The sequence below is a fragment of the Halorubrum tebenquichense DSM 14210 genome, from assembly GCF_000337415.1.
In the GTDB taxonomy this organism is placed as follows: Archaea; Halobacteriota; Halobacteria; order Halobacteriales; family Haloferacaceae; genus Halorubrum; species Halorubrum tebenquichense.
On sequence record NZ_AOJD01000038.1, the window covers coordinates 13,531 to 38,764 of the forward strand.

General features: G+C 70.9%; 27 protein-coding genes. 18 read left to right on the forward strand and 9 right to left on the reverse strand.

Annotated elements, in window-relative coordinates:
• Window positions 1–40: 40 nt before the first annotated feature.
• Entirely contained in the window at window positions 41–268 is a 228-nt protein-coding gene (locus C472_RS06675) for a hypothetical protein (protein WP_006629051.1), read from the reverse strand.
• 92 nt (window positions 269–360) lie between these two features.
• Here C472_RS06675 and C472_RS06680 point away from each other — a divergent pair, with 92 nt between their 5' ends.
• Window positions 361–777: a hypothetical protein gene (locus tag C472_RS06680; RefSeq protein WP_049906399.1), complete on the forward strand. Its 417-nt coding sequence runs from the start codon at window positions 361–363 to the stop codon at window positions 775–777.
• Between the two features lie 18 nt (window positions 778–795).
• Here the strand turns inward: C472_RS06680 and C472_RS06685 are convergent, their stop codons facing one another.
• Window positions 796–1,158, reverse strand: a complete 363-nt coding sequence (locus C472_RS06685; protein WP_006629053.1) for an SHOCT domain-containing protein — start codon at window positions 1,156–1,158, stop codon at window positions 796–798.
• A 60-nt stretch (window positions 1,159–1,218) separates the two neighbouring features.
• Here C472_RS06685 and hisG point away from each other — a divergent pair, with 60 nt between their 5' ends.
• Window positions 1,219–2,109, forward strand: coding sequence for an ATP phosphoribosyltransferase (gene hisG, locus C472_RS06690; protein ID WP_006629054.1), 891 nt, complete (start codon window positions 1,219–1,221; stop codon window positions 2,107–2,109).
• 9 nt (window positions 2,110–2,118) lie between these two features.
• On the opposite strand, the gene C472_RS06695 is transcribed toward hisG, so the two are convergent.
• The 3 genes from C472_RS06695 to larB all read right to left on the reverse strand — a co-directional run bounded on the left by C472_RS06695 (window position 2,119) and on the right by larB (window position 3,616).
• Complete coding sequence (locus tag C472_RS06695; protein WP_006629055.1) at window positions 2,119–2,376, reverse strand: GIY-YIG nuclease family protein; 258 nt, start codon at window positions 2,374–2,376, stop codon at window positions 2,119–2,121.
• A gap of 127 nt (window positions 2,377–2,503) precedes the next feature.
• Window positions 2,504–2,656, reverse strand: coding sequence for a DUF7563 family protein (locus C472_RS17475; RefSeq protein ID WP_006629056.1), 153 nt, complete (start codon window positions 2,654–2,656; stop codon window positions 2,504–2,506).
• A gap of 171 nt (window positions 2,657–2,827) precedes the next feature.
• Window positions 2,828–3,616: a nickel pincer cofactor biosynthesis protein LarB gene (gene larB / locus C472_RS06700; protein ID WP_006629057.1), complete on the reverse strand. Its 789-nt coding sequence runs from the start codon at window positions 3,614–3,616 to the stop codon at window positions 2,828–2,830.
• 276 nt (window positions 3,617–3,892) lie between these two features.
• On the opposite strand from larB, the gene C472_RS06705 reads away from it, so the two are divergent.
• The gene (locus C472_RS06705) at window positions 3,893–4,060 is read left to right on the forward strand and encodes a DUF1931 family protein (RefSeq protein ID WP_004047560.1); all 168 of its coding nucleotides are present in this window, start codon (window positions 3,893–3,895) and stop codon (window positions 4,058–4,060) included.
• Window positions 4,061–4,144: 84 nt separating this feature from the next.
• Here C472_RS06705 and rpiA read toward each other — a convergent pair whose 3' ends face one another.
• Complete coding sequence (rpiA, locus tag C472_RS06710) at window positions 4,145–4,870, reverse strand: ribose-5-phosphate isomerase RpiA (RefSeq protein ID WP_006629058.1); 726 nt, start codon at window positions 4,868–4,870, stop codon at window positions 4,145–4,147.
• 99 nt (window positions 4,871–4,969) lie between these two features.
• On the opposite strand from rpiA, the gene C472_RS06715 reads away from it, so the two are divergent.
• Window positions 4,970–5,230 carry a hypothetical protein gene (locus tag C472_RS06715; RefSeq protein WP_006629059.1) on the forward strand — a complete coding sequence of 87 codons (261 nt, stop codon included), beginning with the start codon at window positions 4,970–4,972 and terminating at the stop codon, window positions 5,228–5,230.
• A gap of 7 nt (window positions 5,231–5,237) precedes the next feature.
• Here the strand turns inward: C472_RS06715 and C472_RS06720 are convergent, their stop codons facing one another.
• Together C472_RS06720 and C472_RS06725 are read right to left on the reverse strand one after the other, a co-directional pair.
• Complete coding sequence (locus tag C472_RS06720) at window positions 5,238–6,362, reverse strand: ORC1-type DNA replication protein (RefSeq protein ID WP_006629060.1); 1,125 nt, start codon at window positions 6,360–6,362, stop codon at window positions 5,238–5,240.
• A 105-nt stretch (window positions 6,363–6,467) separates the two neighbouring features.
• A complete protein-coding gene (locus C472_RS06725; protein WP_006629061.1) occupies window positions 6,468–7,556 on the reverse strand; it encodes a methyltransferase domain-containing protein in 1,089 nt (362 codons plus the stop codon).
• 84 nt (window positions 7,557–7,640) lie between these two features.
• Here C472_RS06725 and C472_RS06730 point away from each other — a divergent pair, with 84 nt between their 5' ends.
• Together C472_RS06730 and C472_RS06735 are read left to right on the forward strand one after the other, a co-directional pair.
• Window positions 7,641–8,201: a TATA-box-binding protein gene (locus C472_RS06730; RefSeq protein ID WP_006629062.1), complete on the forward strand. Its 561-nt coding sequence runs from the start codon at window positions 7,641–7,643 to the stop codon at window positions 8,199–8,201.
• A 117-nt stretch (window positions 8,202–8,318) separates the two neighbouring features.
• Window positions 8,319–8,678 carry a DUF7473 family protein gene (locus C472_RS06735; protein WP_006629063.1) on the forward strand — a complete coding sequence of 120 codons (360 nt, stop codon included), beginning with the start codon at window positions 8,319–8,321 and terminating at the stop codon, window positions 8,676–8,678.
• A gap of 31 nt (window positions 8,679–8,709) precedes the next feature.
• On the opposite strand, the gene C472_RS06740 is transcribed toward C472_RS06735, so the two are convergent.
• Window positions 8,710–10,929, reverse strand: a complete 2,220-nt coding sequence (locus C472_RS06740) for an ATP-dependent DNA helicase (protein ID WP_006629064.1) — start codon at window positions 10,927–10,929, stop codon at window positions 8,710–8,712.
• A 112-nt stretch (window positions 10,930–11,041) separates the two neighbouring features.
• Between C472_RS06740 and C472_RS06745 the strand changes: the two genes are divergently transcribed.
• From C472_RS06745 to C472_RS06800, 12 genes are all read left to right on the forward strand, one after another.
• Complete coding sequence (locus C472_RS06745) at window positions 11,042–11,542, forward strand: hypothetical protein (protein WP_006629065.1); 501 nt, start codon at window positions 11,042–11,044, stop codon at window positions 11,540–11,542.
• 179 nt (window positions 11,543–11,721) lie between these two features.
• A complete protein-coding gene (gene radA / locus C472_RS06750) occupies window positions 11,722–12,753 on the forward strand; it encodes a DNA repair and recombination protein RadA (protein WP_006629066.1) in 1,032 nt (343 codons plus the stop codon).
• Between the two features lie 509 nt (window positions 12,754–13,262).
• The gene (locus C472_RS06755; protein ID WP_049906400.1) at window positions 13,263–14,942 is read left to right on the forward strand and encodes an ammonium transporter; all 1,680 of its coding nucleotides are present in this window, start codon (window positions 13,263–13,265) and stop codon (window positions 14,940–14,942) included.
• Between the two features lie 111 nt (window positions 14,943–15,053).
• Complete coding sequence (gene hemL, locus C472_RS06760) at window positions 15,054–16,391, forward strand: glutamate-1-semialdehyde 2,1-aminomutase (RefSeq protein WP_006629068.1); 1,338 nt, start codon at window positions 15,054–15,056, stop codon at window positions 16,389–16,391.
• 363 nt (window positions 16,392–16,754) lie between these two features.
• Entirely contained in the window at window positions 16,755–17,993 is a 1,239-nt protein-coding gene (locus C472_RS06765) for an argininosuccinate synthase (RefSeq protein ID WP_006629069.1), read from the forward strand.
• A complete protein-coding gene (gene argH / locus C472_RS06770; protein WP_006629070.1) occupies window positions 17,994–19,523 on the forward strand; it encodes an argininosuccinate lyase in 1,530 nt (509 codons plus the stop codon).
• A 233-nt stretch (window positions 19,524–19,756) separates the two neighbouring features.
• Window positions 19,757–19,945 carry a lysine biosynthesis protein LysW gene (gene lysW / locus C472_RS06775; RefSeq protein WP_004599337.1) on the forward strand — a complete coding sequence of 63 codons (189 nt, stop codon included), beginning with the start codon at window positions 19,757–19,759 and terminating at the stop codon, window positions 19,943–19,945.
• Window positions 19,946–20,024: 79 nt separating this feature from the next.
• Window positions 20,025–20,966 carry a lysine biosynthesis protein LysX gene (lysX, locus tag C472_RS06780; RefSeq protein WP_049906407.1) on the forward strand — a complete coding sequence of 314 codons (942 nt, stop codon included), beginning with the start codon at window positions 20,025–20,027 and terminating at the stop codon, window positions 20,964–20,966.
• Complete coding sequence (argC, locus tag C472_RS06785) at window positions 20,963–22,012, forward strand: N-acetyl-gamma-glutamyl-phosphate reductase (RefSeq protein WP_006629072.1); 1,050 nt, start codon at window positions 20,963–20,965, stop codon at window positions 22,010–22,012. Before lysX ends, argC begins: the two co-directional genes overlap by 4 nt.
• Window positions 22,009–22,929, forward strand: coding sequence for an acetylglutamate/acetylaminoadipate kinase (locus C472_RS06790; protein ID WP_006629073.1), 921 nt, complete (start codon window positions 22,009–22,011; stop codon window positions 22,927–22,929). Before argC ends, C472_RS06790 begins: the two co-directional genes overlap by 4 nt.
• Window positions 22,926–24,053 (forward strand): aspartate aminotransferase family protein, encoded by a 1,128-nt coding sequence (locus C472_RS06795; protein ID WP_006629074.1) that lies wholly within the window; start codon window positions 22,926–22,928, stop codon window positions 24,051–24,053. The genes C472_RS06790 and C472_RS06795 overlap by 4 nt, the downstream gene beginning before the upstream one ends.
• On the forward strand, window positions 24,053–25,219 hold the full coding sequence (locus C472_RS06800; RefSeq protein WP_006629075.1) for a [LysW]-lysine hydrolase: 1,167 nt from the start codon (window positions 24,053–24,055) through the stop codon (window positions 25,217–25,219). The genes C472_RS06795 and C472_RS06800 overlap by 1 nt, the downstream gene beginning before the upstream one ends.
• Window positions 25,220–25,234: the final 15 nt, after the last annotated feature.

A 25,234-nucleotide genomic window follows, 5' to 3' on the forward strand; every position in this document is an offset into this window, starting at 1 on the left:
TTGAGCGACGCGGCGCGCGGTTCGTCGGGGACCGCGGTGGTCAGTCGCGTTCCGTTCCCCGCCGTCGGCGAGGGTCGACGAGGATCGCGATCGAACCGAGGAGCGCCAGCGTCGTTCCGGCGACGCCGAACGCGTGGTACGGGTTCGCGAGGTCCGCGATCGGTAGCATCATCGCCAGCGTGAACGCGGACCCGAGCAGACAGATCACCGTCGCCCGCGGGTCGGGATCGTAGTAGTCGCCGAGGCGGGAGCGGAGGGCGTTCGTCACGCAGTGGTGTCTCGGAGCGCGAGTGTATGTCTTGGGGTCGACCGCGCCGTCAGCGGAAAGTACCTGCCCTCGCCGGACCGACCGGCCGCAGCATGAGAAGACTGACAACTGGTCCGGTGGAACGTCCGGGTGTGTTCCCCGCCCTCACGCCCGCCGTCGCGTTCGGTGCGGCCCTCGTGGTGTTCGTCTGGGCCGCGATGGGTGCGTGGGTGAACTTCGACGCTCGCGCTCGCGGCAGCCGCCGCCCCGCGATCTGGGGCGTGTTCGCGCCGCTTTCGGGGATCGTGCTGTGCTACTACCTCCTGTGGTGGCGTCGCGGGCGGTCGCGCGAGTGGCCGCCGGGACGGGCGGAACGGGCCGCGGCGGTCGTCGTCGTCGCCGGACTCGGAGGACTGATCGTCGGCATCCTCGTCTCGCCGCCCGACCCGGCTTCACAGCTGACCACGTGGCCGGTCGCGGTCGCCGGCTGTCTCCCCGTCGCGTACTGGGCGGTGAGACGAGGCGTGTGAGCCGGCGGGTTCCGCGCGTCAGCGCTCGCGGACAGCTTCCGTTTCGGCCGCACCGTCGCTCTCGTCCAGAAGGTGGTCGCGCGCGGTCGATCGGTCCTCCGTTTCGAGGAGTCGCTCGACTCGCCGCTCGAACTCGTCTTCGGTCAGTTCACCGCGTGCGTAGCGGTCTCGAAGCGACTCCAGCGGGTCCGGTTCGTCGTCGGTCACGGCCTCGTCTTCCTCGTCGTCGATCCGATCGGCGAGGACGAACGACACCGCGATGGTACCGACGATGAGTCCGGTGAGGACCGCGCCGGAGATGCTTCCGGACAGGAGGAGGGCACCGACGATCGGGACGGCGATAGCGAGTGAGAGGAGGGCTGCTCCCGTTCCGTCGTCCATGCGTACGGACGGAGCAGCGAGGACGAAAACGTTTCCCCCCGTCCCCGCGACGCTCTCCGTATGCGCATCGCCGTCCCCAACAAGGGCCGCCTGCACGAGCCGACGCTCTCGCTGTTAGAGCGCGCCGGACTCCACGTCGAGGAGACCGCCGACCGACAGCTGTACGCCGACACCGTCGACGAGGACGTGACGGTGCTGTTCGCGCGGGCGGCCGACATCCCCGAGTACGTCCGCGACGGCGCGGCCGACCTCGGCGTCACCGGCCTCGATCAGGCCGCCGAGTCGGGCGGCGTCGTCGACGGGGCCGGCGCGGCCGCGGAGGGGGACCTCGTCGACCTCCTCGATCTGGGGTACGGCTCCTGTCGGCTCGTCCTCGCAGCGCCGGAGGACGGCGACATCGCGGCGGTCGAGGACCTGGTCGACAAGACGGTCGCCACCGAGTTTCCGAACGTCACCCGCGACTACCTCGACCGCGTGGGCGTCGACGCCGACGTGGTCACCGTGACGGGCGCGACGGAGCTGACCCCGCACGTCGACATGGCCGACGCCATCGTCGACATCACCTCGACGGGGACGACCCTGAAGGTGAACCGGCTGGCGGTGATCGACGACGTGCTCGACTCCTCGGTGCGGCTGTTCGCGCGCCCGGACGTGGTCGACGACCCGAAGGTCGAGCAGGTGCTGACCGCCTTCGAGTCCGTCCTCGCCGCCGACGGCCGCCGCTACCTGATGATGAACGCCCCGAAGGCGCGGCTCGACGAGGTGAAGGACGTGATCCCCGGGCTGGGCGGCCCGACCGTGATGAACGTCGAGGCCGACGCGGACGGCAACGGGATGGTCGCGGTCCACGCGGTCGTCGACGAGCGCGACGTGTTCGAGACCATCTCGGAGCTGCGGTCCGTCGGCGCGACCGGCATCCTCGTCACCGAGATCGAGCGGCTCGTGGAGTGACTCGGCGGGTCACTCGTCGCCGTCACCGTCGATCAGGCGCTCCTTCTCGGCGCGCGACAGCGACTTGATCGCGTACTCCCGCGACATCGCCGCCGACTTCGAGTCGAACGACTCGACGTGCCGCAGCGTGACGGGGGTCCGGCCGCGGGTGTACTTCGCGCCCTCCCCGGCGTCGTGTTCGGCGACCCGACGCTCCACGTCGGTCGTGTAGCCGGTGTAGAGGGTGCCGTCCGCGCACTCGATCACGTAGACGTGGTGGTCGGCCACGGGCGGCCGTGGGACCGCGAGGGCAAAGTGCGTGCGGATGTGCGCGGGCGCTCGGACGTGCCCGAACCGTCGGTGAGACGGCGCTGCCGCTCTCCGTGCGCTCGGTCTCCGATCGGCGTTTCGCCGGTCAGTCCCCGGTTTGAGTCCGCTCGCGAGACACCTCTGCGATGCCCGCGTTGGCGGAGCACTTCGGGCACGCGTTCAGGTCGCCGTGCTCGTCCGCGAAGACGCGAGCGAAGCGGTCCGAGACGTGCGACCCGCAGTGGTCACAGCGTGGCATGTGATACCGACGTTCGTCGGTAACATCCTTACGGACTGGACGAACAAATACCCTTTCTCGACCCCGCCGACTTCCGGTATTCGCGCGTTTAATGTGATCCGGTACCGGCGGCCTCCGAGGGGCCGATCGAAGCCGTCGACGGGGGTCGTCGGCCGCCGAGGACGGGGGCGCTCACGGGGCGCGCGCCGCGTCGACGGCGCGGGCGATCAGGCCGGCCTGCGCGCCAGCGACGAACCCGGCGTCGACGTTGACGGTCGTGAGCACGGAACACGACTGGAGCGCGCCCTCCAGCGCCGCGACCCCCTCGCCGCCGACCCCGTAGCCGGTCGAGACCGGGAGGGCGATCACGGGGGCGTCGACGAGGCCGGCGACGACCGTCGGGAGCGCCCCCTCGCGGCCCGCCGCGACGACGACGGCGTCGGCCTCGCGGATCCGGTCGGCCTGATCCAATATCCGGTCGAGGTTGGCGACGCCGACGTCGTCGACCCGGTCAACCGTCGCGCCGACCTCGCGGGCGACGACCGCCGCCTCGCCGGCGACCGGCGCGTCGGCGGTGCCGGCGGCCACGACCGCGACCGTCGCGTCCAGCGACGGCGGCTCGAAGTCGGCGGCGTGCGCGACGACGGTCCCCGTCCGGTCGTCGCGGTCGACCGTCGCGGACGCGTCGCCGTCCGCAGTCGACCCCTCCGGGCCGCCGACCGCGGACGCGACGGCCGCCGCGGTCGCCTCGTCCGCGCGGGTCACCAGCGCCCGGCCGGTGGTGTCGAGCGCGGTCGTCGCCAGCGCGGCGACCTCCGCCGGCGTCTTCCCCTCCGCGAGGATCGCCTCCGGGATCCCGCGCCGTCGCTCGCGGTCGGCGTCGAACCGCCCCGCGTCCGTGGTCGCGTAGCCCGCGAGCCGGGACTCCGCCTCCTCGACGCCGATCTCGCCCGCTTCGAGCGCCGCTAACGTCTCTCGCATGAGCGACCGTGGGGGACGGGCCCGGTCGAACCTGTCGGTTCGGCGTCCGTCGCTCCAGCGGCACCGGCCGGGCGCGAGCCGCGCACGCGAGGCGAGGGAAGCGGGTTCGCGACCGATTCCGCCGGGTTCGAATCGCGTTCGCGTCGGTGGGGAGACACGAATCTCACAAGATTTATAAGTGATTGTGCTCGCAACCCCCCGTGAACCGGCGGCACGGCGTCCCTCGCGGTCGAATTCAGGAACTCTTATTAACCATCACCGGGTAGGCCCGACCGCATGGCAGACCTTATTGTCAAAGCGGCCGTCAAGGAAGCCCTGGACGACAAGAACGTCGCTTCGGACTTCTACGACGCGCTGGACGACGAAGTGGACGAGCTGCTCGAAGACGCCGCGCGCCGCGCCGAGGCCAACGACCGGAAGACGGTCCAGCCTCGCGACCTCTAAGACGGACGCGCCTTCCGTTCTTCATTTTTTGAGCGACCGTCGACCGGCGAGCGACGCGTCCGTCGGCCGGGGGTCGGACCGCGGTCAGCGCCTCGCGACCCGGACGCCCGACGCGGTCCCGACGTGGACCTCGTCCGCGAGCCCGACGAAGAGCCCGTGTTCGACGACGCCGGGCGTCGTCGAGAGGGTCGTCGCCAGCGAGGCCGGGTCGTCGATTTCGCCGAACGAGGCGTCGAACACGAGGTTCCCGTTGTCCGTGACGACCGGGCCGTCCTTCCGTTCCGCGCGCCGCAGGGTCGGCTCGCCCCCGGCCGCCCGCACCGCCTCGGCGACCGCGGAGCGACCGGCGGGGAGGACCTCCACCGGCACGGACCGGTCGAGGACCGGCGTCTCCTTCGAAGGGTCGGCGACGACGAGGAAGCGGTCGGCCGCCGCGTCGACCAGTTTCTCCCGGGCGTGCGCGGCCCCGCCGCCCTTTATCAGCGGGCCGACCGCCGGGTCGTCGCCGCGGCCGATCGCGACCCGGTCGGCTCCGTCGATCGCGACGTCGATCCCCGGCCCGTCGGGACCGACCGCCTCGGGCAGGCCGAGGCAGGGGACGCCGGCGTCGCGGGCCAGTTCGCGGCTCGCGAAGGAGGTGGGGACGCCGCGCGCGTCGAGGCCGGCGTCGACCCGGTCGCCGATCCGGCGGATGGCGTGGGCCGCCGTCGATCCGGTCCCGAGCCCGACCACGTCGCCGTCGGTCACCGCCTCGGCCGCCGACTCGCCGGCGCGTCGCTTCATCGCGTCGCTCCCGCCGCTCGTCTTCATGCGACGAGGTGCGGGCGGAGCTATTGAAAAGGCGTCGGCGGTTCGCTCCGACCGCGCGACCGCCGAAATGTATTACTCGCGACGTGATCAGTCGGGAGTATGTCCTCGGCAACCGCTGTCCTCCCGCTGGTCGGCCTGACGCTCCTCGGCGCGATGTTCGTGATCGCGTCGCTTCGGGCGCGCGACGGGCTCCCGTTCGCGGTCCCCGAAGGCGCGTACGTCAGCGTCTCGATCGGTGCCGTGTTCCTCGTCGCGAACTTCCTCGTCGGGTCGGACCGAGAGACCGTCGCGATCCTCGCCGTCGGAGCCCTCGCGTGGGCGACCGGGTACGAGACGGCGCGCGGTGACGACGAGGGGTAGTCGCCGCCTACTCCAACCGGTCCAAGACGGCCTCCGCGTCGTAGGCCAAGGAGAGTTCGCGGGAGCGGCCGCGTCCCTCCACGTCGGCGTACTCGGCGTCGATCACGCCGAGCTGGTCGAGCTTGTTGGTGATCTCCGAGTAGCGGGTGTACCCCAGCCCGGTCGCGTCGTTGAACGCGTCGTACACCGCCCCGGCGCGCTCGCCGTCGTGTTCGGCGAGGACGCGGACGAGGTCGCGCTCGGAATCGGAGAGCCCGCGGAGCGACCGCGAGAGGTGGACGTGCTTCGACTTGTCGTACGCCTCCTCGACGTCTTCCTCCGAGATCGTCTTCGAGGCGCGCATCTCGGCGTTGAGCCCGGCCCGGCGCAGGAGGTCGATGCCGACCCGGAGGTCGCCGCTCTCGGCCGTGAGGTCGGCGACGCGCTCCAGTTCGGCGTCGCCGATCACCCCCTCGTGGAAGCCGCGCTTGGCGCGCTCCACGAGGATGTCGTAGATCTCGGTCGCGTCGTAGACGGGAAAGTACACCTCCTCCGGGCGGAAGACGGACTGGACCCGCGTGTCGAGGTCGTCGATCACGTCGAGGCCGAGGTCGGAGGAGACGACGATGACGCCGATCTTCGCGCCGGAGTGCGCCTCGTGGGCGCGCAGCAGCGAGTAGAGCGTGTCGGAGGCCTCGTTCTCGTAGAAGAGGTAGTTCACGTCGTCCAAGGCGACGACCAGGACCTCGTCCTCCTCGACGAGCCGGTCGGTGATCTGGCCGAACAGCTTCTTGAAGGAGATGCCCGAGGAGGGGGGTTCGTACTCGAATATCCCCTCGAACAGCCGGGAGAACACCGCGTAGCGCGTCGAGTCGACCTGACAGTTGACCCGGACCGTCCGCACCTCGGTGCGCGCGCCCAGCTCGCCGAACAGCTTCTGCACCGCGGTGGTCTTGCCGGTGCCGGGCGGGCCGCGGACCATCGTGTTGAGCGGGCGGGAGCCGCGGACCGCGGGGCGGAGCGCGTACTTGAGGTTCTCCAGTTGGCTCTCGCGGTGGCGGAACGTCTCGGGGACGTGGTCGATCTCGAACACCGACTCGTCGCGGAACACCGACTCGTCCCACGAGAGCATGTCTCCGGCGTCCCCGGTCATGCGAGTACCACGAGAGGCCGCGCACTTAACCGTTGCCCGGAGCCGAGGCGGAACTGAAACTTGTCGCACGAGCGCTCGATAGGGGCGATTCCGGCGATCGGTCGTTCACTCCCGGTCCGCCGGGGACGCGGCCGCGTCCGGCCGGCTCGGCTCCGCGTCCCCGCGGCGCAACACCAGCACATGCCGCGTCAGCGACCGGTGGACGCGGCGCTCGAACGCGGCGTCGACGGTCCACCCCGCCTCGTGGGCGGGGCCGCGCCAGTCGCGGTCGGCGACCAGCACCGCGCGCGGCGCGACGCGGGCGGCCTCTGCGAGCGCGCCCGCGACGAGGTCCGCCAGCTCGTGGCGCGCGATCTTCGACTGTCGGCCGTAGGGCGCGTCGAACGCGACGCCGTCGACGGCGTCGTCCGGGAACGGGAGCGCGGTCGCGTCGCCGCGCGCGACGTGCCAGTCCGGCGACCCGTCGGCGGGGTCGCCCACGTACTCGCGGAGGTTCTCGCGCGCGCCGCGGACCATCTTCGCCTGCGCGTCGCAGGCGACCGCGTCCGCGCCGACGAGCCCGGCCTCCAGGGGGAGGCCGCCGGTGCCGCACATCGGGTCGAGCAGGGTCCGGCCCGGGGCCGCGCCGGCGAGGTTGGCGTAGGCGCGGGCGTCCGCCGGGGCCATGCTCCCCGGCTGGAAGAAGGGGCGGTCGGTGGGGTCGGGCGCGAAGTCGCGGGCGGCCTCGGCGGCGACCCAGCCGAGCGCGCAGACGTCGGCGTCGCCGCCGTCGGCCCCGGCCACCGCGTCGTGGTCGGCGCGCGGGCCGGCCGCGAACAGCGCGCGGAGGACGTGGTCGGGGTCGTCGAGGTCGACGTCGAACCCGCGGTCGACGAGGACGCCGCCGAGCGCGCGCTCCGCGGCCGCCGTCGAGACGCCGGACGTCCCCCGGACGTTCCGGGCGCGGACCGCGACGCTCCCCGACCGGTCGATCGACGCCGCCCGGAGCGCGGCGACCGCGGCGTCGAGGTCGGCGTCGGTCCGGGCGAGCGCCTCGTGCGCCGCGCGGGTGTACGCGAGTCGGCGAACGCGGGAGGGGTCTATCCCGCCGGCGCGCGCGAGCCCCGGCGCGACGAGGTCGACGGCGGTCGCGGCGGTCGCGGCCTCGCGGGCGGCGAAGGCGTCGGTCTCGCCGGCGAGTTCGAGCCAGTACACGCCGACGGCTCCGCGCGGCGAGGGGAATAGCGTGGCGGTTCCGACCAGCCACCTTTTTACGGCGTTCGGGCGAGAACGTAGGTAATGACGGCCGATCCGAAGGAGACGATCACCGTAGAGAACGTCGTTGCCTCCACGGGGATCGGACAGGAGCTCGATCTCCAGAGCGTCGCGATGGACCTCGAAGGCGCGGACTACGACCCCGAGCAGTTCCCCGGCCTCGTCTACCGGACCGCGGACCCGAAGTCGGCGGCCCTGATATTCCGGTCGGGGAAGATCGTCTGTACCGGCGCGAACTCGATCGAGGCGGTCCACGGGAGCCTCGACATCGTGTTCGAGGAGCTGCGCGCCCTCCAGATCCCGATCGAGGACCCGGAGATAACCGTCCAGAACATCGTCACCTCGGCCGACCTCGGCGAGAGCCTGAACCTGAACGCGATCGCGATCGGCCTCGGCTTGGAACACATCGAGTACGAGCCGGAGCAGTTCCCCGGCCTCGTCTACCGGCTCGACGAGCCGGAGGTCGTCGCCCTGCTGTTCGGCAGCGGCAAGGTGGTCGTCACTGGCGGCACCAGCCCGGCGGACGCCGAGGCCGCGGTCGACGTGATCGTCGAGGAGCTGAACGGGCTGGGGCTGCTGGACTGACGGCGGTCCCGAGACGACGACGCCGGCGGGATCGACGCCGGGACGCGGCGGGCCGGAAACGGCGGCACCGCGGCCGCGTTCCGCGGCCACTTTTACCCCTCGTCCCGTAGACCGACCATGCTCTTACAGACGGTGACGCCGGTGTCCGTGCTCGGGACGACCGTCCTGTTGGCGCTGTTCCTCTCCCTGACGGCGCACGTCGCGGCCCGGAACGTCCTCGGCGACGTCGACCCGCGCCGCGCCCTCTACGTCGGCCCGCTCCCGGCGGTGATCAGCGTCGTCGGGAACGCGTTCGAACTCCCCGCGGCGCTCATCCTCCTCGCGGCGCTCCTCGTCGACGGGACGATGTTCTGGTGGAGCTACGAGGAGCCGCGGCGGGTCGTGGCCGGGATAACGCTCATCCACGCCGTGGTCACGACGCTGCTCGCCGGCGTCCTGATCCTGGTCTCCGTCCTGCTCGCGTCGATGCCCGGGTGAACTCGCCCGCGTCGATGCTCGCTCGCCGGACTCACGGCGACGGCGGCGGCCCGTCGTACGCGTCGTGGTCCTGATAGAAGTTGAGCATCGCGAACTTCAGCTTCTCGGGGTCGACGTCGAGTAGCTCCTCGCGCTCCTCCGGCGGGAACGCGGAGCGGACCGAGTACTTCCCCATGTCGGCGGTCGTGTAGCGGCGGTCCGCGAGGATGCGAACGCCGAAGTCCTCGGGCCCGCGGATCACCCGGCCGAGCGCCTGCCGGGTCTTGCGGATCGTCGGGATCTCGACCGCGTACGTCCACCCCGGGTCGCGGGCGCGGTCGCGGTCGGCGAACGCCCGGTCGTAGGCGTCCTGGACCGCCTCGGTGCGGTCCGAGAGGTGCGGGTACGGGACGCCGACCACGACGACCGTGCGGGCGTCGTCGCCGTCGAAGCTCACCCCCTCGCCGAGCGTTCCCCACAGCGACGTGAACAGCGCGGCACCGTCGTCCGCGACGAACTCGCTGCGGAGTCGCTCCTCGTCCTCGCCGGGACCGTCGAGGTGGATCGGACCGGGGTCGGCGGGGGCTCCGGCGTCACCCCGCGGCCCGGAACCGGCTCCGCCGCTCCCGGGGCTCGCACCGGTCAGGCGTTCGTGGTAGCGCTCCGCCTCCGCGTACGACGGGAAGAAGGCGAGCGTGTTGCCGGGCGTGAACCGGATCGCGTCGCGGAGCAGCGACGCCACCGCCTCCTGCGTCTCCGGATCGTTGCGGTCGGCGGCGAAGAGCGGCGGCACGTCGGCGGCGAACGTCCGGCGGTTCGCCTCGGGGTAGCCCATCCCGTAGGCCATCGACGCGACGTCCTCCAGCCCCAGCACGTCCTCGGTCACGTCGAACGGGCGCAGCGTCGCGCTCATCAGGACCGAGGCCGCCACCTCGTCGAACAGCTCGCTGGTGACGTTCCGCGGGATACAGGTGTACAGCTCCGCCCGGCCGTACACCTCGTCGGTGCCGGCGTCGCGGCGGACCGAGACCACGGGGAACTGCCCGAACTCGGTGCCGTCCTCGATCCACGTCGCGACGAACCGGGCGGCCGCGAGCGTCTGCGACTCCGACCGGGTCGTCGCCTCGCCGTCGCGGTAGCGGCGCTCGTACTCCTCGTCTATCGCCTGCCCGAGCTGGACGGCGAGCTCCGTCTCCGCGTCGATCCCCTTCCCCTCGTAGTTGCGGAGGAACGCGAGCGTGAGGTCGTCGCGGCGGTCGTCGTTGGCGATCGACACGTCCTCCCAGCTCTCGTCGACCGCGCCGAAGCCGAGCCCGTCCTCGTACGTCTCGACGAGGGCGTCGCGGAAGGCGCGGAGGACGTTCTCGGCCGGTTCCGCGCGGGAGTCGTCGCTGTCGGCCACCTCGTCGAGCGCGGCGTCGAGGGTGTTCTCGGTGAGGGTCCGGGTGGCGTGGTCGCGGGCGGCGTCCTCGATGTTGTGCGCCTCGTCGAACACGGTGATTATCTCCGAGGGGTCGCGGTCGATCCAGCGGAAGAACTGCTCGCGGATGTTCGGATCGAGCAGGTGGTGGTAGTTACAGACCACCAGGTCGACGCCCTCCATCCCCTCCTTCAGCAGCTCGTAGCCGCACAGCTCGCGCTCGTCGGCGTACTCGTACACGTCGTCGGGCGTCCGGACGTCCTCGAAGAGCCACCCGAAGAACGCCTCCGTGTCGCGGGTGAGGTTGTTGCGGTAGTGCTCGCAGACGTTCGCGGCCTCGTACTCGTCGACCTCGGCCTCCAGCTCGTCCAGCTCTTCCATGATCGCCTCGCGGGCCTCGGCCGCGCCCGCGTCGCCCTCGCGGCTCTCGGCCAGCAGCTCGCGCTGGCGCGACTCCAGTTCGCGGACCTCGTTCTCGGTCTCCACCATCTCGCGGGTGGTGTCCCGGAGGGTCTGACACTCCTGGTAGTCGACGTCGATGTGGCACATCGACGACTTCCCCTTGAAGACGACCGCGCGGATCGGTTCCTCGCGGGTGATCGCGCGGGCGTCCTCGACGAACTGCCGCATCTGCTGGTGGACGTTGGTCGTGATGACGACCGTGCGGTCGTGCTCGCGGGCGTGTTCGAGGGCGGGCACGAGCGCGGAGAGGGTCTTCCCCGTCCCGGGCGCGCCCTCGAACAGCACGTCCTGCCCCCGGTCTAACGCGTTGGCGACCCTGTCCATCGCCTCGCGCTGGTTCGGGTACGGCTCCTCGTACGGGAAGAACCGGAGATGCGACGACTCTGACACGGGGTGGGGTTCGGCGTCACCGGGCAAAAGGGGTCGGGTGGCGGGGCGGAAGTGGTCCGATCGCGACGCAGCCGCCTTTTTACCCCCGCACCACGACGGTCCGAAGTAACGAATGTTCGACGAGATCCTCGAGAAGTTCGAGGGGTCACCGAGCCAGCAGGCCGTCATCCGGCTGTTCTTGGAGCGCGGGTTCTCCGTCAACGAGGAGGGGCGCGTCGTCTCCGGCGGGATCGAGATCCCCTACACCGGCATCGCGCGCGAACTTGACGTGGACCGGCGCGTGGTGGACTCGACGACCGACGCAATCTTGGCCGACCCGGAGCTGGAGCGCATCTTCACCAACATCTCGTCGATCCCGAGCCTGATGGATCTGGCTCCGGTCCTCGATCTCACGGTCCTCACCATCGAGGTCGCCGCCGCCGACGAGGCCGGGATCGTCGCCGAGGTCACGTCGATCTTAGGCGACCGCGACGTGTCGATCCGGCAGGTGTTGAGCGAGGACCCCGAGTTCACCGACGACCCGAAGCTGTACGTGATCACCGACGCGGAGCTGCCGGGCGACCTGCTCGTCGAGATCCGCGACCTCGATTACGTCCGCCGGGTCGGTTTCTGAGCGGGCGGCCGCCGAGTTCCGGGACCGACGACCAGTTTCACTGCTCAGGAGATCCGCTCGCTCCGACGAGCGCTTCCGAGAGATGACGAGCCGCCAGCGAGCGGGATCGACGCCGGCTTTTCACTTTCACAAGGGTGTAAACCAGTCTTTATACCCGATGGCGAACAAGGGTCGAGTACATGCCCGAAGACGAACTCGAGGACCTCCCCGGCGTCGGTCCGGCGACCGCGGACAAGCTCGTTGACAACGGATTCGAGAGCTACCAGTCGATCGCGGTCGCCAGCCCCGGCGAGATGTCGAACACCGCCGACATCGGCGAGTCGTCCGCGAGCGACATCATCAACGCCGCCCGCGAGGCCGCCGACGTCGGCGGCTTCGAGACCGGCGCGAGCGTACTGGAGCGGCGACAGGAGATCGGGAAGCTCTCCTGGCAGATCGACGAGGTCGACGACCTCCTCGGCGGCGGCATCGAGACCCAGTCGATCACGGAAGTGTACGGCGAGTTCGGGTCCGGCAAGTCGCAGGTCACCCACCAGATGGCCGTCAATGTCCAGCTGGAGCCGGAGAACGGCGGCCTCGACGGCGGCTGTATCTTCGTCGACTCCGAGGACACGTTCCGACCGGAGCGGATCGACGACATGGTCCGCGGGCTCGACGACGAGATCCTCGCCGACGAGATGGAGCGCCGCGAGATCGAGGGCACGCCCTCGGACGAGGAGGCGCTCGAAGAGCTGGTCGAGGCCTTCCTCGACCAGATCCACGTCGCGAAGGCGTTCAACTCCAACCACCAGATCCTGCTGGCCGAGAAGGCGAAGGAGCTGGCCGGCGAACACGAGGAGACGGAGTGGCCGATCCGGATCGTCTGCGTCGACTCGCTCACCGCGCACTTCCGCGCGGAGTACGTCGGCCGCGGCGAACTCGCCGAGCGACAGCAGAAGCTCAACAAGCACCTTCACGACCTGATGCGGCTCGGCGACCTGTACAACACCGCCATCCTCGTCACCAACCAGGTCGCGTCGAACCCGGACTCCTACTTCGGCGACCCGACGCAGGCGATCGGCGGCAACATCTTAGGCCACGCCTCCACGTTCCGGATCTACCTCCGGAAGTCGAAGGGCGACAAGCGGATCGTCCGGCTCGTCGACGCGCCGAACCTCGCCGACGGCGAGGCCGTGATGCGCGTCCAGAACGAGGGGCTGAAGCCCGAGTAACCGCCGTTCGGCGGCGGTCGTCGACGGCGACGGCCCCCACACCGCCGTCGCTTCGCCGAGGGAGGCGGGCGAGGCGATCGGTCGGCCATGGAACGGGTTGACGAACGTCAATTTCTCACGAGGCGTCCCGAAACGCCCGAATTCGCCGCTACCGAGCCGTGTGACGGCGAACCGCGAGACGACGGAGTGGCAATACTCGCCAGAGGCGGCCGCGCACGCCCTCAAGGCCCCCCTCAACGGCGGATCGTGCCGAAAAGAATAGAAATTTTACACAACAGGCGTCGAGTTCGAGCGCAGCAATTGCCGCGAAACACCTGAGGAAACGTCCTTATATTCCATTGCCACGTCATTATATCGGACGCCCTCCGTATTATCAAGCGTTTTTGTTGTGAAACTCAACTCGAACGTTTATGTATGGCCGTTCCCCGCAGTCGAAACGTGATTCAACGCATGAACACGACTGAAATGCGGTTCGAACCGAACGAGCGTTCAGTAGAGGTGACCGAGGCGTGACGGGTGCGGTGCTCGCCTCGATCGATCCGAGCGTCCTCGCCGAGGGCGTGAACCTGATGTGGGTCGCGGTGGTCTGTTTCCTCATCTTCTTCATGCACGCCGGCTTCGCGATGCTCGAAGCGGGGCAGGTGCGCGCGAAGAACGTGGCGAACCAGCTCACCAAGAACCTGCTGACGTGGAGCGTCGGCGTGCTGGTCTACTTCCTCGTCGGGTTCGGTGTCGAGGGCCTCTCCGCCGGGGGGGGCTTCTCCGCGGCGTCCGCGCTCGGTGACGGCGGCTGGGTGAACAGCTGGCTGTTCGGTGCCGTCTTCGCGATGACGGCCGCGACCATCGTCTCCGGCGCGGTGGCCGGGCGGGCGAAGCTCCGCGCGTACGTGGCGTACACGATCGCTATCTCGGCGGTCATCTACCCCGTGGTCGCGGGCATCACCTGGGGCGGCGGCTTCCTCGGCGGTGCCGGCCTCGGCTTCACCGACTTCGCGGGCGGGATGATCGTCCACGGGATGGGCGGCATCGCCGGTCTCACTGCGGCGTACGTGCTCGGGCCGCGGATGGACCGCTACGCCGAGGACGGCTCCTCGAACGTCATCCCCGGTCACTCGATGACGTTCGCGGTGCTCGGCACGCTCATCCTCGCGTTCGGCTGGTACGGGTTCAACGTCGGCACGACCGCGACGGTGTTCGCGGTCGACGGCGGCGAACTCGTCTTGGACGGCTACGCGTCGGTCGGCCGCGTCTCGCTCGGCACGACGCTCGGCATGGCCGCGGGTGGCGTCGGTGCCGCGCTCGCGTCGGTCGCGCTCTCGAAGAAGGTCGACACGCTGTACGTCGCGAACGGGCTGCTCGCCGGGCTGGTCGGCGTGACCGGCATCGCGAACCTCGTCACGTGGTGGGGTGCCATCGCCGTCGGCCTGCTCTGCGGCCTCCAGCTCCCGCTGGTCTTCGAGTTCGTCTCGGACACGATGAAGATCGACGACGTCTGCGCGGTGTTCCCGGTCCACGGCTCCGCCGGCGTCCTCGGCGTGCTCGCGCTGCCGTTCGTCAGCATCAACGGCTTCTCGCTCGATCTCCTCATCTCGCAGGTGATCGGCGTGGTCGTCATCGGGGCGTGGACCGTCGTCGGGACGGCGGTCGTCTTCGGCGCGTTCAAGGCCACCGGACAGGCCCGCGTCACCCCGGAACACGAGCGCGACGGGCTCGACGTCAGCGAACACGGCGTCGAGACGTACCCCGAGTTCGGCAAGCCCTCCGTCACCACCGACGGCGGCCGCGTGGTCGGCGCGGACGCGGACGACGGCTCGCCCCGCGCGGACGGCGGCGAGGAGGACGGCGCAGATATCAAGATGGTCACCGCGGTCGTCCGCCCCGACAAGCTCGGGGACATCAAGCAGGCGCTCGCGGAGATCAACGCCCCCTCGCTCACGGTGACGAACGTCTCCGGCCGGGGCAGCCAGCCCGCGAAGAAGGGCCAGTGGCGCGGCGAGGAGTTCACGGTCGACCTCCACCAGAAAGTGAAGATCGACGTCGTCGTCGCCGACATCCCGGCCGACGAGGTCGCGGAGGCGATCGCCGACGCCGCCGAGACCGGCGAACCCGGAGACGGCAAGGTGTTCGTCCTGCCGGTCGAGGACGCGCTTCAGGTCCGCACGGGCGCGACCGGACCGGAGGCGGTGTAGGCGGGGCGCGCGCGAACCGACGGTCAACGGTTTCTCTCGGGCCGGTCGCGGGCCGGCCGCGTCGGGACCGGTTCGGCAACTACTTTCAGCCCGCCGACCCAACCGATCGGCATGAACCACGAGCGCTCGCGCGGGCTGTACGACCGCGCGCTGTCGGTCATGCCGGGCGGCGTCAACTCCTCGGTCCGGGCGAACATGCCGCACCCGTTCTTCATCGAGCGCGGGGACGGCGGCCACGTGATCGACGCCGACGGCAACCGCTACGTCGACTGGGTGATGGGGTACGGGCCGCTTTTGTACGGCCACGACCTCCCGGACCCGGTCGAGGCCGCGGTCCAGTCGCACGTCGCGGAGGGACCGATGTACGGCGCGCCGACGGAGGTCGAGATCGAACACGCCGAGTTCGTGGCGCGGCACGTCCCGAGCGTCGAGTCGATCCGGTTCGTCAACTCGGGGACGGAGGCGACCGTCTCGGCGGTGCGGCTCGCGCGCGGCCACACCGGCCGCGACAAGATCGTCGTGATGCAGGGCGGCTACCACGGCGCGCAGGAGTCGACGCTCGTGGAGGGGTCGCCCGAGGACCACGGCCCGTCGACGAAGGGGATCCCCGAGGAGTTCGCCGAACACACCCTCCCGATCCCGTTCAACGACCCGCAGGCGGCCAAGGAGGTGTTCGCCGAGCACGGCGACGACATCGCGGCCGTCCTCGTCGAGCCGATCTTGGCCAACATGGGGATCGTCGCGCCGATCGACGGCTACCACGAGACGCTGCGGGACCTCTGTGACGACCACGGCTCGCTTCTGATCTTCGACGAGGTGATCACCGGCTTCCGCGTCGGGGGACTGGGCTGCGCGCAGTCGAAGTTCGGCGTGACGCCGGACGTAACCACGTTCGGGAAGATCATCGGCGGCGGCTTCCCGGTGGGGGCGATCGGCGGGAAGGCGGATATCATCGAGGGGTTCACTCCCGCGGGCGAGGTGTTCCAGTCGGGCACGTTCTCCGGCCACCCGGTGACGATGGCCGCGGGGAAGGCGACGCTTGAGTACGCGGCCGAGAACGACGTGTACGAGCACGTCAACCGGCTCGGCCGGAAGCTCCGCGAGGGGATCTCGGAGATCTGCGCCGAGCGCGCCCCGGAGTACACCGTCGTCGGCACCGACTCGATGTTCAAGACGGTGTTCACCCGCGACGCGCCCGACGACCCGGACGCCTGCTGTGCGGGCGGTTGCCGGCAGGACCCGGACTGCGCCCGCTACGACGCGTGTCCGAAGACCGGCGCGGACGTGGCCGCGGCCGCGACCGACCGCTGGGAGCGCGTGTTCTGGCAGGAGATGAAAGACCGGGGCGTGTTCCTCACCGCGAACCAGTACGAGTGCCAGTTCACCTCCTACGCGCACACCGAGGAGGACGTCGAGCGGACGCTGGAGGCGTACCGCGAGGCGATCTGAACGGCCGGGAACCGCCCGGAGCGCCCCGATCGGCAAGTGTTGCGACCGATTTTCGGTGCGGAATATTTTTATACTGAAACGGGAGTAGCTACAGGTAGTGACCGCAGTGGCTCGTCTCGACGCCGCCTGCTTCCGAGGCCGACGAGCCCTGCGACCGCGACGAGACGTCCGACCGCCGCGACCGGCCTCCGGCGCGGCGCGACGACGAGGCCCCTCGGGCCGATAACACTTCATCCCTCGTCGCGTTCGCGCCGTTTCGTTCCGTGGAGTCTCGACTGTCGTCTCCGTGAGCGACCGCGTTCCCGCTTTCTTTCGGCTTCAATACCGCTGAATTTAAGGGCGTAGACCGTGTCTCCTCCGGTAATGACGAGCGTTGCACTCGCGTTCAGCGGGGGACTCGACACCACGGTGTGCGTACCGCTACTGAAAGAGGAGTACGGCTACGACGAGGTCATCGGCGTCAACGTCGACGTCGGCCAGCCGACCGAGGAGTTCGACGAGGCGGAGGAGACCGCCGAGGCGCTGGGACTCGACATCCACGTCGTCGACGCGAAGGCGGAGTTCGCGGACCTCTGTTTCGACGCGGTGAAGTCGAACGCCAGCTACCAGGGCTACCCGCTCGGGACCGCCCTCGCGCGTCCGGTCATCGCCGAGGCAATCCTGGAGGTCGCCGAGGAGGAGGGCTGTGACGCCATCGCCCACGGCTGTACGGGCAAGGGGAACGACCAGCTCCGGTTCGAGGCCGTCTGGCGCGGCTCCGACCTCGAAGTGATCGCCCCCGTGCGCGAGCTCGGGCTCACCCGCGAGTGGGAGATCGACTACGCCGCAGAGAAGGACCTGCCAGTCGAGGCCGGCGACGGCGGCGTCTGGTCCATCGACGAGAACATCTGGTCGCGCGCGGTCGAGGGCGGGAAGCTGGAGAACCCGGACTACGAGCCGCCGGAGGACATCTACGAGTGGACCGCGGAGCCGGAAGGGGAGACCACCATCGAGGTGACCTTCGAGGAGGGCGTCCCGGTCGCCGTCGACGGCGAGGCGATGGACCCCGTCCCGCTCATCCAGCACCTCAACGAGTACGCCGGCGGCTACGGCGTCGGCCGCACCGACGTGATGGAGGACCGCATGCTCGGGCTGAAGGTGCGCGAGAACTACGAGCACCCGGCCGCGACCGTCCTCCTGACGGCCCACCAGGCGCTCGAAGACCTCGTCCTCACCAAGAACGAGCGCTCGTTCAAGAAGGGGATCGAACAGGAGTGGTCCGAGAAGGCGTACGAGGGGCTCGTGTTCGCGCCGGTCGTCGACGCGCTGAACGCCTTCGTCGACGAGACGCAGGACGTGGTGACCGGCACGGCGACGGTGAAGGTCTCCGGCGGCGACTGCCGCGTCGTCGCCCGCGACTCCGAGTACGCCGTCTACTCGGAGGAGATGGCCTCGTTCAACACCGAGGACGTGGCCGGCATCGCGCAGTCGGACGCGACGGGCGTCGCGAAGTACCACGGGCTTCAGGAGCGCCTCGCCAACGACGTGAAAGCGAGCGTCTCGAAGCCCGAACTGGCGACGGACGGGTCGGGAGCCGACGCCGCCGAGACCGACGAGAACTGAATGACCGACGACGATCCCGGTACGGCCGACGCGAGCGCGGGCGACGACGGCGCGGGTGACGGCGACGCCGACGGCGGCACCGCCGTCCGCCGCGACCGCTTCAGCGGCGGCCCCGCCCGCGAGTTCCTGTCGAGTCTCGCCGCCGACGAGGCCATCTTCGAGGCCGACCTCGCGGTCGACCGCGCGCACGTGGTCATGCTCGCGGAGCAGGGGATCGTCGAGAGCGCGGTCGCGGGGGAGATCCTCGCGGCGCTCGGCGACGTCGAGGAAGCCGGACACGGCGCGCTCCCCGACGGCGAGGACGTCCACGAGGCGATCGAGACCGCGGTTATCGACCGCGTGGGTCCCGACGGCGGACGGATGCACACCGCCCGCTCGCGGAACGACGAGGTGGCGACCTGTATCCGCTACCGGCTGCGCGAGGATCTCCTCGCGGCGGTCGAGGCGACCGTCGCCGCCCGCGAGGCGCTCGTCGACGCCGCGGACGACCACGCGGAGACCGTGATGCCGGGGTACACCCACCTCCAGCCGGCTCAGCCGACGACGGTCGGCCACTACCTGCTGTCGTACGAGGGCGCGCTCGCCCGCGACACGGAGCGGCTGCTCGACGCGTACGACCGGGTGAACCGGTCGCCGCTCGGCGGCGCGGCGTTCGCGGGCACGCCCTTCGATATCGACCGCGACCGGACCGCCGAGCTGCTCGGGTTCGACGGCACGGTCCGCAACTCGACCGACGCCGTCTCCGCGCGCGACTTCCTCGCGGAGTCCGCGAGCGCGCTCGCGACGCTCGCGACGACGCTGTCGGGGCTGGCGGAGGACCTGATCGTGTTCTCGAACAAGGGCGTGATCGAGCTGGCGGACGCGTACGCCTCCACCTCCTCGATCATGCCCCAGAAGAAGAACCCCGACACGCTGGAGCTGACCCGCGGCGTCGCGGGCGACGCGATCGGCGAGGCGACCGGCACGCTGAGCCTGCTGAAGGGGCTGCCGCGCGCCTACAACCGCGACCTCCAGCGCGCCCACGCGAGCGTCTTCGCGATCGCCGACGACGTGCGCGAGGCGACCGAGGTCGCGGCCGGCGCGGTCGCGACCGCCGACTGGGACGAGGACGCGCTCGCGGCCGCCGCGGGCGAGGGCTTCTCGACCGCGACGGGCGTCGCGGACCTGCTCGCGGCGAACGGCCTCCCGTTCCGCACCGCCCACGAGATCGTCGCGAGCGCCGCCCCCGCGGTCGCGGACGGCGACGACCCCGCGGCGGCCGCCGCAAAAGTTGACGAGGCCGCACGGACCGTGCTGGGCGAGTCCCTCTTCGAGCGCGTGTCCCGCGAGGCGGTCGAACGCGTGCTCGACCCGGCGGAGAGCGTCGCGAGCCGCGACTCGGCCGGCGGGCCCGCCCCCGCGGCGGTCGCCGAGGAGTTGCCGGCCGCGACCGCGGGGATCGACGCGGACGCGGCGGCGCTCGACGAGCGCCGCGAGTCGCTCGCGGCGGCCGCCGACGCGCTCGCCGCGGAGGTGACGACGTATGCGTGATCGCCCGCCGCAGCCGGACCGGATGCGACGACCGCCGCGGTCGGCGGTCGGTCCGCGACCGCCGGCCGCGACCCCGCTCCCGCGAGGGGGCGAACCGGTGCTCGAATCCTGACAGTCGGTCTCGTCCGACCGGCCTCGGCCGCTCTTCCTCCGATAGCCGGTGCTCTAGTTAGTGTAAACTATTTGGTAAGTTCGGAACCTTTATGCGTTCCCGTCGCCGAGAACGTGGTACGATGACGAGCGACACCGACACGCTGACCGCGGAGGACCCGATCACGGGCGAGGAGATCGAGATCCCGGCCGACGTCGAGGTCGGCGAGATCATCGACAGTCCGGTCACCGGGACCGAGCTCGAAGTGATCTCACTCGATCCGGTCGTCTTGGAGGAGGCACCGGAACTCGAGGAGGACTGGGGCGAGTAGATGGCGACGAGCGCCGCGGACCCGACACGCGAGTGGTCGACATGCGCGTGAGCACCGACGCGAACGGAGGGGGATGGCCGTGCGCGTAGGCGTCCTCTACTCCCGGATACGGAAAGACGAGAAGCTCCTGCTCGGGGAGCTCCGCGAGCGCGGCCACGAGGTCGCGAAGATCGACGTGCGCGAGGAGCGGTTCGGGCTGGAGTCCACGACCGCCCCGGTCGACGACCTCGATCTCGTCGTCGACCGCTGCCTGTCGACGAGCCGGTCGCTGTACGCGGCCCGCTTCCTCGACAGCTACGGCGTTCCCGTGGTGAACTCCCCCGAGACGGGCGACGTCTGCGCCGACAAGGCGAAGAACTCGCTCGCGCTCGCCGAGGCGGACGTGCCGACGCCCGCCACGGAGGTGGCGTTCACCAAGGAGGCCGCCCTCGAGGCGATCGAGTCGTTCGGCTACCCCTGCGTCCTCAAGCCGGTCACCGGCTCGTGGGGGCGGCTGATGGCGAAGATCGACTCGCGGAACGCCGCCGAAGCGATACTGGAGCACAAGGAGACGCTCGGCCACTACGAGCACAAGGTGTTCTACGTCCAGGAGTTCGTCGACAAGCCCGGCCGCGACGTCCGCGTGCTGGCGGTCGACGGCGAGCCGGTCGCCGCGATGACGCGGTCGTCCGACCACTGGCTCACGAACGCCGCGAAGGGCGGCGAGACGGCGGCGTTCGACCTCGACGAGCGCGCGACCGAACTGGTCGAGAAGGCCTCCGACGCGGTCGGCGGCGGGATGCTCGGCGTCGACCTGATGGAGGTTGGAGTCGAGCCGGAAGCGGACGCCGGCGAGACCGGAGTCGACGGCGACGGAGCCGACGACTACACCGTCCACGAGGTGAACCACACCGTCGAGTTCAAGGCGCTCGACGCGGCCACCGACGTCGACGTGCCCGCGCGGGTCGTCGACTGGCTGGAGACGAAGGCGGCCGCGGCGGCCGGCGAGGGCGCGGAGGAGTCCACGGAGGCGACCACATGACCGACGAGACGTACACCGCGAGCGTCGTCGGCGGCACCGGCTTCACCGGCGGCGAACTGCTTCGGATCCTCGCCGGGCACCCGGACTTCGAGGTCGTTCAGGCCACCTCGCGGTCGGCGGACAACATGACCGTCGGGCGCTCGCACCCGAACCTGCGCGGGCTGGACCTGCGCTTCTCGGACCCCGACGACCTGGAGTCGGTCGACGTGCTGTTCGCGGCGACGCCGCACGGCGTCTCGATGGGCCGGATCGACGAGTTCTTCGAGGCCGCCGACACCGTCGTCGACCTCTCGGCCGACTTCCGGCTGCCCGAGGCCGACGCCTACGACGAGTGGTACGACGGCCACGAGTCGCCGGAGTACCTCGAACGCGCGGAGTACGCGCTCCCCGAACTCAACCGCGAGAACCTCCCCGGCGCGGACCTGATCGCCGGCGGCGGCTGTAACGCGACCGCGACGATCCTCGGCCTCGAGCCGCTGGTCGACGCGGGCGCGCTCGGCCCGGGGACGGGCGAGGTCGTCGTCGACGTGAAGGTCGGCTCCTCGGAGGGCGGCGCGGGCGGCGGCGCGGCCTCCTCGCACCCGGAGCGCTCGGGCGTCGTGCGCCCGTACGCGCCCACTGGCCACCGCCACGAGGCGGAGATCGAGGCGTACCTCGGCCTCTCCGTCTCGTTCACCGTCCACGCGGTCGACATGGTGCGGGGCGCGAGCGCGACCTGCCACGTCTTCCCCGACGAGCCGGTCTCGAAGGGGGACCTGTGGGGCGCGTACCGCGACGCCTACGCCGACGAGCCGTTCATGCGGATCGTCTCCGGCGGGGGCGGCGTCTACCGCTACCCCGAGCCGAAGTCGGTCGCCGGGACCAACCACGGCGAGGTCGGCTTCGAGCTCGACCCCGGCAACCGCCGGGTCGTCGTCTTCTCCGCGATCGACAACATGACCAAGGGGTCGGCCGGCCAGGCCGTCCACGCGGCGAACGTCGCGCTCGGCCTCGACGAGACCGCCGGCCTCGAGTTCGACGGGCTTCACCCGGTGGGATCGCCATGAACGGGACCGAGTCCGACGCGGGCGACGCGCCCGCGGACGAGCCGCCGGTCGTCGTCAAGGTCGGCGGCGCGAAGGCGGTCGACCCGGCCGGCGCGGTCGGCGACGTGGCCCACCTCGTCGCCAACGGCCGGCGAGTCGTCGTCGTCCACGGCGGCTCGACGGTCGTCGACGAGACGCTCGAACGACTCGGCATCGAGCCGGAGTACGTCGAGTCCGCCTCGGGCGTCACGGGGCGGTTCACCGACGCGGAGACGATGGAGGCGTTCGCGATGGCGATGGCGGGCAAGCTCAACACCGAACTGACGGCACAGTTCCGGTCGGCCGGAGTCGACGCGGTCGGCCTCTCCGGGGTCGACGGCGGCCTCCTCTCGGGGCCGCGCAAGTCGGCCGTCCGCGTGGTCGAGGACGGCAAGAAGAAGATCCGGCGCGGCGACCACTCCGGACGGATCGAGTCGGTGAACGCCGACCTCCTCGCCGACCTCCTCGCGGACGGCTACACGCCGGTCGTCTCGCCGCCCATGGCGGGCGACGAGGGCGACGGCGAGGTCACCCCGGTCAACGCCGACGCCGACCGCGCGGCCGCAGCCGTCGCGGGCGCGCTCGGTGCCGACCTCGTCCTGCTGACGGACGTGTCCGGCGTGTACGCCGACCCGGACGACCCCGAGACGCGCATCGACGCGGCCGCGACGCCAGACGAGCTGGCGGCCGTCGAGGACGCCGCCGAGGGGTTCATGGGTAAGAAGGTGATGGCCGCGCGGGAGGCGCTCTCCGGCGGCTCCGGCCGCGTCGTGATCGCGGACGCCAACGTCCGCGACCCGGTCGTCGCCGCGCTCGGCGGCGCGGGGACGACGATAGAGCGGTCGGCGCTCGGCGGCGAAGGTGAGTCCGGTGCCGAAACGGGAGGTGAGACCGCGTGAGCGGCTTCGTCTTCTCCGAGAAGCCGATCGAGATGGCGTCGGGCGACGGCGTCCACCTCACCGACACGAACGGGACCGAGTACCTCGACTTCGGCGCGAGCTACGCCTGTACGCCCGTCGGGCACTGCCACCCCGAGGTCGTCGACGCCGCGACGAGCCAGCTGGAGGAGCTCATGTACGTCCAGGCGTCGTACCCGCACGCGGCGCGGACGGCGCTGTACGAGCGCCTCGCCGAGGTCGCGCCGGTCGACGTCGACAACGTCTGGCTCTGTAACTCCGGGACGGAGGCCAACGAGGCCGCGCTGAAGTTCGCCCGGCACGCGACGGGCCGCGAGAAGATCGTCGCGACCACGCAGGGGTTCCACGGCCGGACGATGGGGACGCTCGCGACCACCTGGAAGGACAAGTACAAGCAGGGGTTCGGTCCCCTCGCCGGCGGCGTGGAGTTCGTCGAGTACGGCGACGCCGAGGCGATGCGCGAGGCCGTCGACGAGGACACCGCCGCCGTCATCCTGGAACCGCTCCAAGGCGAGGGCGGGATCAACCCCGTCTCGACCGAGTACCTCCAGGCCGTCCGGGTCGCCACGGCGACGAACGGGGCCGCGATGATACTGGACGAGATCCAGACCGGGCTCGGCCGCACCGGTTCGATGTGGGCGGCCGACCGCCACGACGTAGTGCCGGACGTGCTGACGACCGCGAAGGGGCTCGGCAGCGGGCTCCCCATCGGCGCGACGCTGTGTCGCGACTGGATCGCCGCCGACGCCGGCGACCACGGCTCGACGTTCTCCGGCGGCCCGGTGGTGTCGGCCGCGGCGGGCGCGACCCTCGACGTGATCGAACGGGAGGGCCTGCCCGCACACGCCGAGGAGATGGGGGAGTACCTCCGCGGCGAGCTCCGCGACCGCCTCGGCGACGACGTGCGCGACGTGCGCGGCGACGGACTGATGGTCGGCGTGGAGGTCCGCCGCGGGTCGAACCGCCTGCTGCGCGACCTCGCCATCGACCACCAGATCCTCGCGCTGCCAGCGGGCCGCACCGTCCTGCGGCTCCTGCCGCCGCTGACGGTCGAGCGCGAGCACGCCGACCGCGTGGTCGACGCGATAGCCGAGGTGATCGGCTGATGGCGGCCGGGAAGGAGCGGGGGGCGGAGCCGGAAGCGGATCCCGAGGACGCCGACGTCGTCGCCGGCGGCGGCTACCCCGCGGCCTGCGACACGGCCGCCCGGAAGCTGCTGTACGACATGGTCTCGATCCCCTCGCCGTCGGGCGAGGAGGGGCGGGCGGCCGAGCGCCTCGTCGACTTCTTCGAGGCGAACGGCCGGGAGGCGCGGATCGACGAGGTCGGGAACGTCCGCGCGCCCGCGGACGACGCCGTCCTCTTGACCTCGCACGTCGACACCGTGCCTGGCGATATCCCAGTCGAGGTGCGGCCGGCACCGCCGGAAGGGGAGCTTCCGGAGCCGTCTGACGTGCGCGTCGGCGACCCCGGCGACCCCGTCCTGTGGGGTCGCGGCGCGGTCGACGCGACGGGCCCGCTGGTCTCGATGGCGGTCGCGGCGGTGAAGACCGGCGTCTCCTTCGCGGGCGTCGTCCGCGAGGAGGTCGACTCCGGCGGCGCGCGCCACCTCATCGGCGACCGCGACGCCCCCGAGGCGGTGATCAACGGCGAGCCGTCGGGCTGGCAGGGGATCACCCTCGGCTACCGCGGCCTGCTGGAGGGGACGTACGTGAACACGAGCGAGTCGGGCCACTCCTCGCGGCCGGAGCCGAACGCGATCCAGCACGCGATCGACTGGTGGCACGGCGTCGAGGAGACGTTCACGCCGGACGACGCCGAGACCGCCGTGTTCGATCAGGTGACGACCAAGCCCATCTCGGTCGACGGCGGGCTGAGCGACGACGGCCTCGCCGTGGAGACGACGATGGACGTCCAGCTCCGGGTCCCGCCCTCGCGGCCGGTCGACGAGATCCACGAGCTGGCGGAGGCGGAGCTGTCGACCGGCTCGGTCCAGTGGGACGAGCCGATGCCGCCGGTGATGGAGAGCCCGCGGACCGACCTCGCGCGGGCGTTCCGCGTCGCGATCCGGTCGGCGGACGGCGACGTGCGCCTGCTGCGGAAGACCGGCACGAGCGACATGAACCTCTTCGCGGCCGCGTGGGACTGCCCGATGGTCACCTACGGCCCGGGCAACTCCGACCTCGACCACGCCCCCGACGAGCGGCTGCCGCTGTCGGATCTCGACCGCGCCGTGCGCGTCCTGACCGACGTCTGTCGCGAGCGACTGTAACGCCACCCGATCACC